Genomic DNA, 15,039 nt, shown 5'->3' with positions numbered 1-15,039 from the left:
CCACGAGCTAGGAGGGCACATGCCCAACACCGCATACGAACCGCGCGCCCTCGCCCCTGACACCCTCCGGATCATTCCGGTCGGTGGCCTCGGCGAGATCGGCCGCAACATGACCGTCTTCGAGATCAACGGCAAGCTGCTGATCGTCGACTGCGGAGTGCTCTTCCCCGAAGAGCACCAGCCAGGGGTCGACCTGATCCTCCCCGACTTCTCGATCGTGCGCGATCGCCTCGACGACGTTCTCGGCATCGTGCTGACGCACGGTCACGAAGACCACATCGGCGCCGTGCCCTACCTGCTGCGCCTGAAGCGCGACATCCCCCTCATCGGCTCGGGCCTCACGCTCGCGCTCATCGAGGCGAAGCTCAAAGAGCACCGCATCAAGCCCTACACGCTGACCGTGGCCGAGGGCCAGATCGAGCAGTTCGGGCCGTTCGAACTCGAGTTCGTCGCCGTCAACCACTCCATCCCCGACGCCCTCGCGGTCGCGATCAAGACGGTCGCCGGCACGGTGCTGCACACGGGCGACTTCAAGATGGACCAGCTTCCGCTCGACAATCGGCTCACCGACCTGCGTGCGTTCGCCCGCCTCGGCGAAGAGGGGGTCGACCTGTTCCTGGTCGACTCGACGAACGCCGACGTCCCGGGATTCACGGCGCTCGAGCGCTCCATCGGTCCCGTCCTCGACGACGTCATCCGCCGTGCTCCCCGCCGCGTCGTCGTGGCCAGCTTCTCGAGCCACGTTCACCGCGTGCAGCAGGTTCTGGATGCCGCGCACAACAACGGCCGTCGGGTCGCCCTCCTGGGTCGGTCGATGGTGCGCAACATGCAGATCGCGGCAGAACTCGGATACCTGCGGGTGCCCGAGAACGTGCTCATCGACTTCAAGAAGGCGGGGGACATCCCCGACAACAAGATCGTCTACATGTCCACCGGCTCGCAGGGTGAGCCGATGGCCGTGCTCAGCCGCATGGCCAACGGCGAGCACCAGGTCGAGATCGGCGAGAACGACACCGTCATCCTCGCCTCGAGCCTGATCCCCGGCAACGAGAACGCGGTCTACCGCATCATCAACGGACTCATGAAGCTCGGCGCCAACGTGGTGCACAAGGGCAACGCGAAGGTGCACGTCTCCGGTCACGCGGCCGCCGGCGAGCTGCTCTACTGCTACAACATCCTGAAGCCCAAGAACGTGCTGCCCGTGCACGGCGAGCAGCGTCACCTCGTGGCGAACGCGAAGCTGGCGCAGCAGACCGGTATCCCCGAAGAGAACACGATCATCGCCGAAGACGGTACGGTCATCGACCTCAAAGACGGCGTCGCCTCCGTCGTCGGCCAGTACGACCTGGGCTTCGTCTACGTCGACGGATCCAGCGTCGGCGAGATCACGGATGCCGATCTCAAGGATCGCCGCATCCTCGGTGAGGAGGGCTTCATCTCCATCATCGTGGTGATCGAGGCGCAGACCGGCCGCGTCGTGGTCGGCCCCGAGATCCACGCGAAGGGCTTCGCCGAAGACGAGTCCGTCTTCGACGACGTGAAGCCGAAGATCGTCGCGGCCCTGGCCGAGGCATCCAAGAACGGCATGCACGACCAGCACGCGATGCAGCAGGTCGTGCGTCGCACGGTCGGTCGCTGGGTCAACACGTCGTACCGCCGCCGCCCGATGATCGTGCCGCTCGTCATCGAGGCGTAGCGCTCCGCTTCACTTTGGGCCCGGCGATCGTCGCCGGGCCCTCGGTCGTTCCCGGCGTGGGGGCGGCGCGTCTCGTGGGTGCGATCTCGACCGCGAGTGCGATGAAGCCCGCGGCGAGGAGGAGCATGGCCAGGGTTCCGAGACCCGGGTAGATGTGGCCGGGCTGCACGAGCACGGCGCCCGCGACGGCGAGAGCGCCACCGGGGAGCGCGCGCAGCCGTCGCGCCACGAAGACCGCGGCGGTCGCAGCGAGGCAGGCGAGCACGAGCGAGACGACGCCGACGAGCCCGACCTCACGGGCGATCTCGTACACCGGGGCCTTGCCTTCCGTCACGCCGGCCAGCTGGAGCGTGCCGGCCGCGACGCCGGCCAGGAGATCGAGCGACGTGTAGAACGTGGCGAACCCGTATCCCGCCACGGCGGCGACGATGGCGAGCACCCTGCTCGTGCGACGCGCGATCAGCCACGGGGCGAAGCCGATCAACGGAAAGACGGGGATGAGCACGAGGTGCATCAGCTGCCAGCGCGCCGCCGTGTCGGCCGTCAGATGGTGCGGATGCAGCAGACCGATGAGCGCGCACGCCATGGCCGGAACCGAGACGAGCAGCACGAGACGGAGGCGAGGCGACATGGCTCGAGGCTACGCCGAAATCAGACACCCGGCCCGCGCAACCGGCGATCGTCGGCACCCCCGGGTAGCGTGACACCATGGCTACGAGTACCAAGTCGACCTCCCGCGCACGCGGTGCATCCTCCGGCCGCGCGGGTGCGTCCACGGGCGCACGAAAGACGCCCACGCGCGCTGCGGCGACCCAGAAGACCGTGCGCCTGAACCCCGCCGCGAAAGACGATCACGGCCCCGGACTCGTGACGCGTGCCTGGCTGGGCATGGCCCACGTCGTCGGCGGCGCATTCCGAGCGTTCTCGCCGGCAGAACTCGACAAGGCCGAGCGGCGCGACGGACTGCCGTTCCTGCTCGTGCTGCTGGCTATCGCCGGCGCGGTCGTCGAGTGGTTCCTCGTCTCCAACACCGTGGCCGTCGCCGTCGAGGCGTGGACCTTCGGGCTGCTGTTCGGACGGGTGGCCTACGCCCTGCCGGTGGTGCTGCTCCTGCTCGCCGCCTGGTTGTTCCGGCATCCGAGTTCGGTGCACAACAACGGCCGCATCGGCATCGGACTCGGGCTGATGCTCATCACGGTGTCGTCGCTCTGCCACATCTACGGCGGGCAGCCCAATCCATCGGGTGGGCAGCTGGCCACGGGAGGCGGCATCCTGGGGTGGGTCCTCGCGGCGCCACTGGTCGCACTGATCACCCCCATCGGCGCGACCATCGTCGTGTCGGCCCTCCTGCTCCTGAGCGTCTTCATCCTCACCAAGACTCCTCCGAACCGCATCGGATCGCGTCTCCGAGAGTTGTACGCATACCTGTTCGGAGCGGCGTTCCCCGACGAGGCCGAGCACCGCGAGGCGAAGAGGGCCGCGAAGGCCGAGAAGGCGTCGAAAGCAGCCGAGGCCGACGTGCTGACGACCGAACAGATCGATCTCGCCGCCCGTGAGGTCGGCTCGGACGGGCTCCCGTGGTGGAGGCGCAACTCCTCCCAACGTGAAGAAGACCCGGAGTTCGACGCACCCGCGATGGCGCCCCGTGTCGAAGACCGGACTCCTGCGTCGGACGAGCCGTTCGCCAGCGCTGCGAGCGTGGCCGACCCCGACGACGACGAGGCGGCTCAGGTCGGCCTTCTCAACGACATGAAGGCGGCCGAACGCGCCGTCCGACGGTTCACCGGAGAGGTCCGCCCGGGTGCCGCTCCGCAGACGAGCCTCCTCGACGACGCTGCCACCGAGTCGTCGTCGGCGTATCCGCCGCCCCCGGTTCGCGTCGTGCAGCCGGAGCTCGAACTCGACGACGACTCCGTCGGGTCAGGTATCGAGATCGATACACCCGCCGCCGACTACAGGCTTCCCGCCGCGGCCAGCCTCAAGGTGGGCGGTCCCTCGCTGGCACGTTCGGCCGCGAACGACGAGATCGTCGCCGCGATCACCGAAGTGCTGAAGCAGTTCTCGGTCGACGCGACCGTCACCGGCTTCTCGCGTGGCCCCACGGTCACCCGCTACGAGATCGAACTGGGTCCGGGCGTCAAGGTCGAGCGGGTCACGGCACTGTCGAAGAACCTGTCGTACGCCGTCGCGAGCAACGAGGTGCGCATCCTCTCGCCCATCCCGGGCAAGAGCGCCATCGGTGTCGAGATTCCCAATACAGACAGGGAGATCGTCTCGCTCGGAGACGTGCTGCGTTCGTCGAAGGCCGCCTCCGACAACCACCCCATGACCATCGGTGTCGGAAAGGACGTCGAAGGAAAGTTCGTCATGGCGAACCTGGCCAAGATGCCCCACCTCCTCGTGGCCGGCTCGACGGGTTCCGGAAAGTCGAGCTTCGTCAACTCGATGGTCACGTCGATCCTGATGCGCGCGAAGCCCAGCGAGGTGCGCATGGTGCTCATCGACCCCAAGCGCGTCGAGCTCACCGCTTACCAGGGCGTGCCCCACCTCATCACGCCCATCATCACGAACCCCAAGAAGGCGGCCGAAGCGCTGGCCTGGGTGGTCAAAGAGATGGACATGAGGTACGACGACCTCGAGAGCTTCGGCTTCCGGCACATCGACGACTTCAACAAGGCCGTCATCAATAACGAGATCATCCTTCCCGCGGGCAGTCTCCGGCAGCTGAAGCCCTACCCCTACCTGCTCATCGTCGTCGACGAGCTCGCCGACCTGATGATGGTGGCTCCCCGCGATGTCGAGGATTCCATCGTGCGGATCACGCAGCTGGCGCGCGCCTCGGGCATCCACCTCGTGCTCGCCACGCAGAGGCCGAGCGTCGACGTCGTCACCGGACTGATCAAGGCGAACGTGCCGAGCCGTCTCGCCTTCGCGGTCACCAGCGTCACCGATTCACGGGTCATCCTCGACCAGCCCGGTGCCGACAAGCTGATCGGCCAGGGCGACGGGCTCTTCCTCCCCATGGGCTCGTCCAAGGCCATCCGCGTGCAGGGCGCGTGGGTGAGCGAGGCCGAGATCGCGACCGTCGTTCAGCACGTCACCCACCAGGCGCGACCGGAGTACCGTGACGACGTGGCGGTCGAGGCCGTCAAGAAGAACATCGACGCCGATATCGGCGACGACCTCGAGATCCTTCTGGCCGCTGCCGAACTCGTCGTGAACACCCAGTTCGGATCGACCTCCATGCTCCAGCGCAAGCTCAAGGTCGGCTTCGCGAAGGCCGGGCGCCTGATGGACCTGATGGAGTCGCGCGAGATCGTCGGCCCGTCGGAGGGCTCGAAGGCTCGCGACGTTCTGGTGACCGCCGAGCAGCTGCCCGAGATCCTCGCGATGCTGCGTGGTGCACCCGCGTCGGCTGTGTCCGCCGCGCCCGCGTCCGTCGCCGCATCGGCTCCGGCGGGAGTCGCGGCCGACGACCCCTACGCCGACGACCCCGTTGCGAGAGGCTTGGAACGGTACCCTGAGGAGGAGGGCGATTCAGACGAGGACGCCTGGGGCCTGACCGGCAGAGAGTAGACGAACGTGACCGAGGCCGCTCCGCGGGTGAGCAACTGGAATCTCCCGAACATCATCACGGTCGTCCGCATCCTGCTGGCGCCGGTGTTCTTCTGGATGCTGCTCGCCGACGGCGGCGCCGACACACCGCTGCGCTACGCCGCGGCCGCCCTGTTCATCGTGGCGATCGCGACCGACGGCATCGACGGACACATCGCCCGTTCCCGCAACCAGGTCACCGACCTGGGCAAACTGCTCGACCCCATTGCCGACAAGGTCCTCACGGGTGCCGCTCTGGTCGGACTGTCCATCCTGGCCGAGCTTCCCTGGTGGGTCACGGCGATCATCCTCGTGCGTGAGGTGGGCATCACCGTGTTCCGCTTCGCCGTCCTCAGCGATCGGGTGATCCCTGCGTCGCGTGGGGGAAAGCTGAAGACCCTGGCGCAGTCCATCGCCATCTCGCTCGCCCTGGTGCCGTTCCCCTCGCTGCTCGGCAGCTGGTTCGACTGGGTGAACATCGTCACGATGTCGATCGCGTTCGTGCTCACGGTCATCACGGGAATCGACTACCTCGTGCAGGCGCGTCGCCTCAGCAGATCGGCCAGAGCGGCGTCGTGACCGACCTCGCCGGGCCTGACGAGACCCGCACACTGATCGAGGAGCTCCGCGCGCGGCGACTCACGGTGGCGGTGGCCGAATCGCTGACCGGCGGCCTCCTGGTGGCCGAGCTCATCCGTATCCCGGGCGCGTCGCATGTGGTGCGCGGGGGAGTGGTCGCGTACGCCACAGACCTCAAGAGCGCGCTGCTCGGTGTCGACGCCCGTCTCCTCGCAGCCCGCGGACCGGTCGATGCCGACGTGGCCGTGCAGATGGCATCCGGAGTGCGGGATCGCCTCGGAGAAGGGCGGCCCGCCGACTGGGGACTGTCGACCACGGGCGTGGCGGGCCCCGGCGCCCAGGACGGCCATGAGGCGGGCACGGTGTTCATCGGTCTGGCCGCTCGCGGTGCGGAGTCCTCACATGGGCTGCAGCTTCGTGGCGACCGCGACGCCGTCCGACAGCAGACGGTGACCGCGGCCGTCCGTCTGCTGCTCGATGCGGTGCGCGCGACGTCCTCCGATGAAGCATGATCGGAGGCGTTCGTCCAATCCGTCTGCCCGACCGCCTCGAATACCCGATGACAACTATCCGGAAGCGGCATTCGTCGGAGTCGGGAATGAACGGCATTTCCATCTCGTTACAACTGATGTCATTCACAGAAAAGACGGTTCAGTGTCGTTTAGAGTTTCAGACAGTACCGGTCGGGCTTTGTCCGATCGGTCGCATCGTATTGACGCAAGACAAACAGCAAGGAGGGGTCCAGTGATTTTAGTTCGCCAAGAAATCGGCGACGTGCTGCGAGACTTTCGTCTCCAGAAGGGTCGCACCCTTCGGCAGGTGGCCAGCAAGGCGAGTGTCGCCCTGGGGTACCTCAGCGAAGTCGAGCGTGGACAGAAAGAGGCGTCGAGTGAGATCCTCGCGTCGGTGGCCGAGGCCCTCGACACGCCGATCTCCGTCATCATGCGCGAGGTCGGAGACCGACTCGCCGTGATCGAGGGAATCGACACGATTCCCGACACCGTCCCCGACGAATTCGTCGCGGGCTACGATTCAAAACTTCTCGCCCGGTAGTCCGACTCCGGCACGAGATCGACCATGCGAGGGCCTCGTCACGACTGAAGTGACGAGGCCCTTCGCTATGCCCGTAGGTGCAGCCGGGCAGTGAGGCATCATGAGACTGAGCGAATTCCGACAGGCTGTCGCCGACGAGTTCGGTGTGGCATACGGCCGGGTGGTCACGGGCGACCTCGTGATCGCCGAGCTCTCGGACAGAACAGCCGACGACGCGCTGAAGCAGGGTGTACCGGTGCGACAGGTCTGGCTGGCTCTCTGCCGCGCAAGCGGGGTGCCCGAATCGCGCCGGCACGGTGTCGGCCTGCCCGCCCCGCGCTCCTGATTCCTCATCGATTCGCGGCGACACGCCCCGTGCCGCTCGAATATATGTTCTAGACCTGTGTAGTCTCCTTCACAGCAGAAGTGTTGGCTGTGTTGTCCACTGTCAGGCCCCGTCCCGACCCCGTGTCGGTGGTCGTGTCTACAGTCGGATCACACGCACACCACGATGCGAACGCCTTGTCGACACCCGGTCCGCCGGCGCGACAGCCTATAGGCGAAAAACTCACGCGACGGATTCCGCGCACGACAGAAGGAGACAGCAATGCCATCAGATGCCACACGAGAAAAGGCACTCGAAACCGCACTTGCACAGATCGACCGACAGTTCGGCAAGGGGTCCGTCATGCGCCTCGGCAGCGACGATCGTGCGCCGGTCGAGGTCATCCCCACGGGGTCCATCGCACTCGACGTCGCACTGGGAGTCGGAGGACTTCCCAGGGGTCGTATCGTCGAGATCTACGGCCCGGAATCCTCGGGAAAGACCACGCTCACGCTCCACGCGATCGCCAACGCCCAGAAGGCCGGCGGAATCGCCGCATTCATCGACGCGGAGCACGCGCTCGACCCGGCCTACGCACAGAAGCTCGGTGTCGACATCGACGCTCTTCTCGTGTCTCAGCCCGACACCGGTGAGCAGGCACTCGAGATCGCCGACATGCTCGTGCGAAGCGGCTCCATCGATCTCATCGTCATCGACTCCGTCGCAGCCCTCGTTCCGCGTGCAGAGATCGAGGGAGAGATGGGTGACTCCCACGTCGGTCTGCAGGCACGACTGATGTCCCAGGCTCTCCGCAAGCTCACGGGTGGCCTCAGCACCACGAACACCACCATGATCTTCATCAACCAGCTGCGTGAGAAGATCGGTGTTTTCTTCGGCAGTCCCGAGACGACCGCGGGTGGCAAGGCGCTCAAGTTCTACGCGTCGGTCCGCCTCGACATCCGGCGTATCGAGACCCTGAAAGAGGGAACAGACGCGGTCGGCAACCGCACCCGGGTGAAAGTCGTCAAGAACAAGATGGCGCCGCCCTTCAAGCAGGCGGAATTCGACATCCTCTACGGCATCGGCATCTCCCGCGAGGGCAGCCTCATCGACTTCGGTGTCGAGCACGAGATCGTTCGCAAATCCGGTGCCTGGTACACCTACGAGGGCGAGCAGCTGGGCCAGGGCAAAGAGAACTCCCGTCGATTCCTCACCGAGAATCCCGAGGTCGCCGCAGAGATCGAGACGAAGATCCTCACCAAGCTCGGAATCGGCGCCGAGAAGACTGCTGCCGCTCCGGCTGCGCCCGTGGCCCTGGCCTCGAAGACGCCGGCGCGCAAGGGCGCCTGACCCTTCGTCGTTCATCGAACCGAACAGAAAGGCCGCGACCGTGGTCAGATTCACCCCATCCCCCGACGAGACAGTCGATGGTCCCGAGGGCGACGTCCCTGAGAAGACGATGGCTCCGGTCGCCTTTCTGTTCGGTTCGCCCGACGAACAGAGCCAGACCGGTCGTCACCCTTCCGGTCCGGTCGCCGTTCCTGTTCTCGACACTGCCGGGCTTACCCCGGAGCAGGCGGAGGAACAAGAACTGCAGCTCGCCGATCTCGAGAACCTGGTGGTGCGAGCCCTGGCAAGAAAAGACCTGTCCGAATGGCAGGTCACCGAGATCCTCGCCGCGAACGGGGTGCACTCCTCTGCATTCGAGGGATTCCTCACGATCTACCGGTCGAAGGGGTATGTCGACGACTACGCGTTCGCAGAACGCGAGATCGAGCGACTTCACCGGCGCAAGGGGTTCGGCCGTAGCCAGATCCAGCGTGAACTCGGCGCGAAGCGAATCAGCCAGGAGATCGTCTCCGATCTGCTGACCGCCCTCGACGACGACGACGAACTGGCCCGCGCTCTCGAGCTCGCAGAGAAGAAGGCTCCCAGTCTCCTGCGTCTCGACCGGGCGACGGCGGAGCGCCGTCTCAGCAGCTTCTTGCAGCGCAAGGGATATCCGTCCAGCGTCGTTCGTGATGCCGTCTCCAAGACGCTGGTGGCCGGCACGAGCACGGTTCGCTTCCGCTGACGAGGGCCGGGCCTGCCGCGCGCCGCGTCGAACGTAAACTGACACCATGAGCAGCGTCACCGCACCGCCCCGCACACGAACGTACGAGGTTCGAACCTTCGGGTGTCAGATGAACGTCCACGACTCCGAGAGGCTGTCCGGGTCGCTCGAGGCGGCGGGTTACGTGAAGGCCGACCCCGGAACCGAGGCCGACACCGTCGTGATCAACACCTGCGCCGTGCGCGAGAACGCCGACAACAAGCTGTACGGCAATCTCGGCTACCTGGCGAGTGTGAAGCGCCGACACGACGGAATGCAGATCGCCGTCGGGGGGTGCCTCGCCCAGAAAGACAAGAACACCATCCTCACCAAGGCCCCCTGGGTCGACGTCGTCTTCGGCACGCACAACATGGGATCTCTCCCCAGCCTGCTCGAACGCGCCCGCCACAACGGTGAGGCGCAGATCGAGATCCTCGATTCGCTCGAGACCTTCCCCTCGACCCTGCCCACGAAACGGGAGTCGACCTACAGCGGCTGGGTGTCGATCTCGGTCGGCTGCAACAACACCTGCACGTTCTGCATCGTGCCCGCGCTGCGAGGCAAGGAGAAAGACAGGCGTCCAGGAGACGTGCTGGCCGAGATCCAAGCCCTCGTCGACGACGGCGCCGTCGAGGTGACCCTGCTCGGGCAGAACGTCAATTCCTACGGTGTCGAGTTCGGCGACAGGTTCGCCTTCTCCAAGCTCCTGCGGGCGGCAGGGGCCATTCCCGGCCTCGAGCGCATCCGCTTCACCAGCCCGCACCCCGCGGCGTTCACCGACGACGTGATCGACGCGATGGCCGAGACTCCGTCGGTCATGCCCCAGCTCCATATGCCCCTGCAGTCCGGCTCGGATCGCATCCTCAAAGCGATGAGGCGTTCGTATCGCTCGGCCAAGTTCCTGGGCATCCTCGACCGGGTGAGGCAGCAGATCCCGCACGCCGCGATCAGCACCGACATCATCGTCGGGTTCCCCGGTGAGACAGAGGAGGACTTCGCAGAGACCCTGAGGGTCGTCGAAGAGGCGCGATTCGCCACGGCCTTCACGTTCCAGTACTCGGTGCGTGCCGGTACGCCTGCGGCGACCATGCCCGACCAGGTTCCGAAGGCGGTGGTGCAGGAGCGCTACGAGAGGCTGGCGGCCCTGCAGGATCGCATCTCCTGGGAGGAGAACCAGCGAGTCATCGGCCGAGAGGTCGAGGTGCTCGTCGCGAACGGCGAGGGTCGCAAGGACTCCGACACCCATCGTCTCAGCGGCAGGGCCGAGGACTCCCGTCTGGTGCACTTCGAAGTCACGGCCGAATCGGCGGTTCCCCGGCCCGGAGACGTCGTGACCGTCGTCGTGACGGAGGCGGCGCCGTTCCACCTCATCGCCGACTCCGATGGGCGACCGCTCCGCGTGCGCCGCACGAGGTCGGGTGACGCGTGGGATCGCGCGGCGGCGGATTCCTGCGGAGTCCCGGCGCAGCCGATCGGATCGGCCTCAGCCGGGCCGCGGCCTGTGTCGCTCGGTCTCCCGACTCTCCGTGTGGGCACCGTCCCCATCTACGACCTCGCCGACGGTGAGCGGTAACCGTCCGAGCGGTGACGCGACCATAGCAGACGTGATCGCGGTCGTCGGGGCGACGGGCACGGGAAAATCCGCGCTCGCGCTCGACCTCGCAGACGGTCTCGCGCGTCGTGGGCTGACGGCCGAGATCGTCAACGCCGATGCGATGCAGTTGTACCGAGGCATGGATATCGGAACAGCGAAGCTGCCAGTCGGCGAGCGCAGAGGCATTCCGCACCACATGCTCGATGTGCTCGATGTCTCCGCCGAGAACTCGGTGGCCGATTATCAGGCGGCCGCTCGCAGCACGATCGATGCGATCCTGATGAGGAGCCACGTTCCGATCCTGGTCGGCGGTTCGGGCCTGTACGTCTCGAGCGTCATCTTCGACTTCACCTTCCCGGGCACGGACGCTGTGATCCGAGCGCGTCTCGAGGCCGAGCTCGTCTCCGACGGGCCGGGAACGCTCTACAGGCGGCTCGCGAACCGTGATCGGGCTGCCGCCGAGGCCATCGGCTCGCAGAACGGTCGCCGCCTGGTCCGAGCCCTCGAGGTGCTCGAGATGACGGGAAGCACGCTGACGGGAACGCTTCCCGATGCTCCCGTTGCCTGGCGCCGCTCGACCATCATCGCGCTCGAGATGCCGCGACCCGAGCTGGTCGTGCGCCTCGACGAGCGGGTGCAGGGCATGTGGCGAGACGGAATAGTCGAGGAGGCGCACCAGCTGCGCTCGGCAGGCCTCGACCCTCGGACCACGGCGGGAAAGGCGATCGGATACGCCCAGGCCCTTGCACAGCTGGCCGGCGACCTCACGGCCGCGGAGGCCATCGAATCGACTCAGGCGCTCACGCGGAGATACGCGCGCCGTCAGGTGGGCTGGTTCCGGCGGTACGATTCCGCGTTGACACTGGATGCCCGCGACCCGGCCGCGTCGGCCCGTGCGCTCGACGAGACCCTAGGCTTGCATGATGGCGACTGAACTCCATTTCACCAAAGGGCACGGCACCGGCAACGACTTCGTGCTCTATACCGACGCCGACGGCACCAACGACCTGACGCCCGCCCAGGTTGCGGCCATCTGCGATCGACACTTCGGCGTCGGCGCCGACGGGGTGATCCGAGCGGTTCGATCACGCAGCATCGTCGACGGCGAGGCCGCACTCGCCGAAGAGCCCGCGGCCGAATGGTTCATGGACTACCGCAACGCCGATGGCTCGATCGCCGAGATGTGCGGCAACGGCATCAGGGTCTACGCCCGTTACCTCATCGACAACGGGCTCGTCGAGCTGAACACCGGAGACACGCTCGCAATCGGCACGCGGGCGGGAGTCCGTGATGTGCAGCGCAGCACCACCGGTTTCCAGGTCGACCTGGGGCGGTGGCGACTCGAGTCGGGCGAACCTCTCGTGCGCGCCCGCAACCTGGCGGTGGCCCGGCCGGGGCAGGGAATCAACGTGGGCAATCCGCACATCGTCGTCGCCCTCGCCGACGGCGACGAACTCGCGTCGGCCGACCTGACCTACATCCCGCAGGTCGATCCGGAGCCTGCTGACGGAGCGAACATCGAATTCGTCGTTCCCCACGAGCCTCTGGTCGCCGACGGAGTCGGTCGCATCACCATGCGTGTTCACGAACGCGGCAGTGGAGAGACGCTGTCCTGCGGCACGGGGATCGCGGCTGCCGCACTCGCCACGAGGCACTGGGCCGGCCGCGGGGCGCCGAGCATCTGGCGAGTCGATGTGCCGGGTGGAACGGTGGGTGTTCGTATGTTCGCGGCGGAAGACGGCGAACACGTGTCGCTGTCAGGACCGGCGGAACTCGTGTTCGAGGGCGACCTGTCACTGGCGTGATGCGCGGTCAGGACGACGCGCGAGCCCGCAGAACCCGGTAGCCCTTGTTCGTGGCGGCTCGAGTCACCTGGAGCTCGTCGGGGAACTCCGCCTGAAGCCAGCGCTGCAGGGAATCGGAGCCGAGGTTGCGCTGCACGACGAGCCAGGCATCCGAGCCGGCCTCGAGACGGGGAAGCCACGTCTTCATGATGGTGTGCAGCTCGGCCTTGCCGACGCGGATCGGCGGGTTCGACCAGATCGTCATGAACTGCACGTCCACGGGAACATCCGACGCAAGCACGGCGTTGATATTGGTGAGGCCGAGGCGCTCGGCATTCGTGCGCACCAGATCGAGAGCCCGCTCGTTCACGTCGACAGCCCAGACCTGCGCTCGGGGCGACAGCAGGGCGAGGGTCAAGGCGATGGGGCCCCAGCCGCACCCGAGATCGAGCAGATTGCCACCGGGCGGGGGAGCAGGGGTGTTGGCGAGCAGCACCTGGGTGCCTGTATCGATGCGGTCGGGGCTGAAGACGCCACCGGCGGTGACGAGTGAGTAATCCGTATCGGCGAGGCGCACCGAGATCTCTCGCGGGATGAGCGGACTCCCCGGGGTGGCCGAGAAATAGTGCTCATTCGTCATAGAGGGACAGTAGCAAACCGGGAGGGATATCCTTGAGTCAGATGACCGAAAACACTGAAGCAACAACAGAGGCTCGCGACACCGATGACGTGGTCGCGAGGGTGCTCGCCAGAGCGGATACGCGGGCGGCCGGCTATTCGCTGTTCACCAACTCCGCCGCGCAGGCGCTGCAGCGTGATACCACGGGCCGGGAGTCCGGATTCGACGGCGACCAGAGTGAGCGCGAGGACCGCCAGGCGCTTCGCCGTGTCGTAGGTCTGTCGACAGAGCTCGAAGACGTCACGGAGGTCGAGTACAGACAGCTCCGCATCGAGAACGTCATTCTCATCGGCGTCTACACCCAGGGCAGCCTGACCGACGCCGAGAATTCCATGCACGAACTGGCCGCACTGGCCGAGACCGCCGGAGCCGTCGTGCTCGAGGGTCTCCTGCAGCGCCGGCCGACACCCGACCCCAGCACCTACTTCGGCAAGGGCAAGGCACAGGAGCTCCGTGACCTCGTGCAGTCCCTCGGCGCCGACACCGTGATCGCCGACAGCGAGCTCGCTCCCAGCCAGCGGCGTGCGCTCGAGGACGTGGTCAAGGTCAAGGTCATCGACCGTACGGCCGTGATCCTCGACATCTTCAGTCAGCACGCGAAGAGCCGTGAGGGCAAGGCGCAGGTCGAACTCGCGCAGCTCGAGTACCTGCTCCCGAGACTCCGGGGCTGGGGTGACTCCATGTCCCGTCAGGCCGGTGGCCAGGTGGGAGGCGCGGGCGCCGGAATGGGATCGCGTGGACCCGGTGAGACGAAGATCGAGCTCGATCGTCGCCGCATCCACACGCGCATGTCGAGGCTGCGCAAGCAGATCGTCGAGATGAAGCCGGCGCGCGACGCGAAACGCGCGAATCGCAAGCGCAACGCTGTGCCGTCCGTGGCGATCGCGGGGTACACCAACGCCGGCAAGTCGTCGTTGCTCAACAGGGTGACCCGCGCCGGTGTCCTGGTCGAGAACGCCCTGTTCGCGACGCTCGATTCGACCGTGCGCAAGACCACGGCGAAGGACGGGCGGCAGTACACCTTCGCCGACACCGTGGGCTTCGTGCGCAATCTGCCCCATCAGCTCGTCGAGGCCTTCCGGTCGACCCTCGAGGAGGTCGCCGACGCCGACGTCATCATCCACGTCGTCGACGGCGCGCATCCAGACCCCGCGAGCCAGCTCGCCACCGTGCGCGACGTGATCGGCGAAGTCGGGGCGCGGGGCATCCCCGAGATCGTGGCCTTCAACAAGAGCGACCTGATCTCAGACAGCGATCGCATCGTGCTGCGCGGCCTCGAACCCCGCAGCGTGTTCGTGTCTGCACGAACGGGCGAGGGCATCTCCGAGCTGCTCGAGATGGTCGAGCAGGCCCTGCCGCGACCGACCATCACCGTCGACGTGCTGCTCCCGTACGAGCGTGGCGACCTGGTCGCGCTGCTGCACGACCACAACACCGTGCTGAGCACCGACTACGAAGAAGGCGGAACGCGGGTGCGCGCGCTCGTCAACCCGGAGTACGAGCAGGCTCTCGAGGAGTTCGCGGTCGCCCGCTGACTCGCAGAACTCACGAGGTGTGCTTCTCTCTCGACAAGGGCCCCGCCGATCATGGACTGGTCCCGGATTGCTGGACTGGCCAATTGAAAGTCTAGGCCGCGAGGGCCTGGGTCCGGTATTGCACCGGGC

General features: G+C 66.5%; 14 protein-coding genes. 12 read left to right on the top strand and 2 right to left on the bottom strand.

From position 1 onward, the window contains the following. The first annotated feature begins 19 nt into the window (after positions 1 to 19). Positions 20 to 1,696 carry a ribonuclease J gene (locus QCD70_RS07625; RefSeq protein WP_301214773.1) on the top strand — a complete coding sequence of 559 codons (1,677 nt, stop codon included), beginning with the start codon at positions 20 to 22 and terminating at the stop codon, positions 1,694 to 1,696. Here the strand turns inward: QCD70_RS07625 and QCD70_RS07620 are convergent. After that, positions 1,683 to 2,327 carry a hypothetical protein gene (locus QCD70_RS07620; RefSeq protein ID WP_301214772.1) on the bottom strand — a complete coding sequence of 215 codons (645 nt, stop codon included), beginning with the start codon at positions 2,325 to 2,327 and terminating at the stop codon, positions 1,683 to 1,685. The two genes, QCD70_RS07625 and QCD70_RS07620, sit on opposite strands and share 14 nt — an antisense overlap. A 77-nt stretch (positions 2,328 to 2,404) precedes the next feature. Here QCD70_RS07620 and QCD70_RS07615 point away from each other — a divergent pair, with 77 nt between their 5' ends. From QCD70_RS07615 to dapF, 10 genes are all read left to right on the top strand, one after another. Then, positions 2,405 to 5,272, top strand: coding sequence for an FtsK/SpoIIIE family DNA translocase (locus QCD70_RS07615; RefSeq protein ID WP_301214771.1), 2,868 nt, complete (start codon positions 2,405 to 2,407; stop codon positions 5,270 to 5,272). A 6-nt stretch (positions 5,273 to 5,278) separates the two neighbouring features. Further along, positions 5,279 to 5,869: a CDP-diacylglycerol--glycerol-3-phosphate 3-phosphatidyltransferase gene (gene pgsA / locus QCD70_RS07610; RefSeq protein ID WP_301214770.1), complete on the top strand. Its 591-nt coding sequence runs from the start codon at positions 5,279 to 5,281 to the stop codon at positions 5,867 to 5,869. Next, positions 5,866 to 6,381 carry a CinA family protein gene (locus QCD70_RS07605; RefSeq protein ID WP_301214769.1) on the top strand — a complete coding sequence of 172 codons (516 nt, stop codon included), beginning with the start codon at positions 5,866 to 5,868 and terminating at the stop codon, positions 6,379 to 6,381. Before pgsA ends, QCD70_RS07605 begins: the two co-directional genes overlap by 4 nt. A 232-nt stretch (positions 6,382 to 6,613) precedes the next feature. Next, positions 6,614 to 6,922 carry a helix-turn-helix domain-containing protein gene (locus QCD70_RS07600; RefSeq protein ID WP_055932059.1) on the top strand — a complete coding sequence of 103 codons (309 nt, stop codon included), beginning with the start codon at positions 6,614 to 6,616 and terminating at the stop codon, positions 6,920 to 6,922. 100 nt (positions 6,923 to 7,022) lie between these two features. Next, complete coding sequence (locus QCD70_RS07595; RefSeq protein WP_301214768.1) at positions 7,023 to 7,247, top strand: DUF3046 domain-containing protein; 225 nt, start codon at positions 7,023 to 7,025, stop codon at positions 7,245 to 7,247. Positions 7,248 to 7,508: 261 nt separating this feature from the next. Continuing rightward, positions 7,509 to 8,576, top strand: a complete 1,068-nt coding sequence (recA, locus tag QCD70_RS07590; RefSeq protein WP_301214767.1) for a recombinase RecA — start codon at positions 7,509 to 7,511, stop codon at positions 8,574 to 8,576. Positions 8,577 to 8,616: 40 nt separating this feature from the next. After that, complete coding sequence (locus QCD70_RS07585; RefSeq protein ID WP_301214766.1) at positions 8,617 to 9,300, top strand: regulatory protein RecX; 684 nt, start codon at positions 8,617 to 8,619, stop codon at positions 9,298 to 9,300. Positions 9,301 to 9,346: 46 nt separating this feature from the next. Next, positions 9,347 to 10,891 (top strand): tRNA (N6-isopentenyl adenosine(37)-C2)-methylthiotransferase MiaB, encoded by a 1,545-nt coding sequence (gene miaB / locus QCD70_RS07580; RefSeq protein WP_301214765.1) that lies wholly within the window; start codon positions 9,347 to 9,349, stop codon positions 10,889 to 10,891. 22 nt (positions 10,892 to 10,913) lie between these two features. Further along, complete coding sequence (miaA, locus tag QCD70_RS07575) at positions 10,914 to 11,846, top strand: tRNA (adenosine(37)-N6)-dimethylallyltransferase MiaA (protein ID WP_301215262.1); 933 nt, start codon at positions 10,914 to 10,916, stop codon at positions 11,844 to 11,846. Continuing rightward, positions 11,836 to 12,717, top strand: a complete 882-nt coding sequence (gene dapF, locus QCD70_RS07570; protein ID WP_301214764.1) for a diaminopimelate epimerase — start codon at positions 11,836 to 11,838, stop codon at positions 12,715 to 12,717. Before miaA ends, dapF begins: the two co-directional genes overlap by 11 nt. A gap of 7 nt (positions 12,718 to 12,724) precedes the next feature. On the opposite strand, the gene QCD70_RS07565 is transcribed toward dapF, so the two are convergent. Then, positions 12,725 to 13,336: a class I SAM-dependent methyltransferase gene (locus QCD70_RS07565; protein WP_301214763.1), complete on the bottom strand. Its 612-nt coding sequence runs from the start codon at positions 13,334 to 13,336 to the stop codon at positions 12,725 to 12,727. 41 nt (positions 13,337 to 13,377) lie between these two features. On the opposite strand from QCD70_RS07565, the gene hflX reads away from it, so the two are divergent. Continuing rightward, a complete protein-coding gene (gene hflX / locus QCD70_RS07560; protein ID WP_301214762.1) occupies positions 13,378 to 14,910 on the top strand; it encodes a GTPase HflX in 1,533 nt (510 codons plus the stop codon). Positions 14,911 to 15,039: the final 129 nt, after the last annotated feature.

Origin of the sequence: Agreia sp. PsM10, from assembly GCF_030433855.1 — a bacterium.
Taxonomy (GTDB): Bacteria; Actinomycetota; Actinomycetes; order Actinomycetales; family Microbacteriaceae; genus Agreia.
This window is presented reverse-complemented; position numbering and strand designations above follow the sequence as displayed.

Excerpts from the sequence above, each read along its gene's own strand:
- QCD70_RS07625 (WP_301214773.1), top strand. The coding sequence starts at position 20 with ATGCCCAACACCGCATACGAACCGCGCGCCCTCGCCCCTGACACCCTC.
- dapF (WP_301214764.1), top strand. The coding sequence starts at position 11,836 with ATGGCGACTGAACTCCATTTCACCAAAGGGCACGGCACCGGCAACGAC.
- QCD70_RS07615 (WP_301214771.1), top strand. The coding sequence starts at position 2,405 with ATGGCTACGAGTACCAAGTCGACCTCCCGCGCACGCGGTGCATCCTCC.
- miaB (WP_301214765.1), top strand. The coding sequence starts at position 9,347 with ATGAGCAGCGTCACCGCACCGCCCCGCACACGAACGTACGAGGTTCGA.
- hflX (WP_301214762.1), top strand. The coding sequence starts at position 13,378 with ATGACCGAAAACACTGAAGCAACAACAGAGGCTCGCGACACCGATGAC.
- QCD70_RS07565 (WP_301214763.1), bottom strand. The coding sequence starts at position 13,336 with ATGACGAATGAGCACTATTTCTCGGCCACCCCGGGGAGTCCGCTCATC.
- QCD70_RS07595 (WP_301214768.1), top strand. The coding sequence starts at position 7,023 with ATGAGACTGAGCGAATTCCGACAGGCTGTCGCCGACGAGTTCGGTGTG.
- QCD70_RS07620 (WP_301214772.1), bottom strand. The coding sequence starts at position 2,327 with ATGTCGCCTCGCCTCCGTCTCGTGCTGCTCGTCTCGGTTCCGGCCATG.
- recA (WP_301214767.1), top strand. The coding sequence starts at position 7,509 with ATGCCATCAGATGCCACACGAGAAAAGGCACTCGAAACCGCACTTGCA.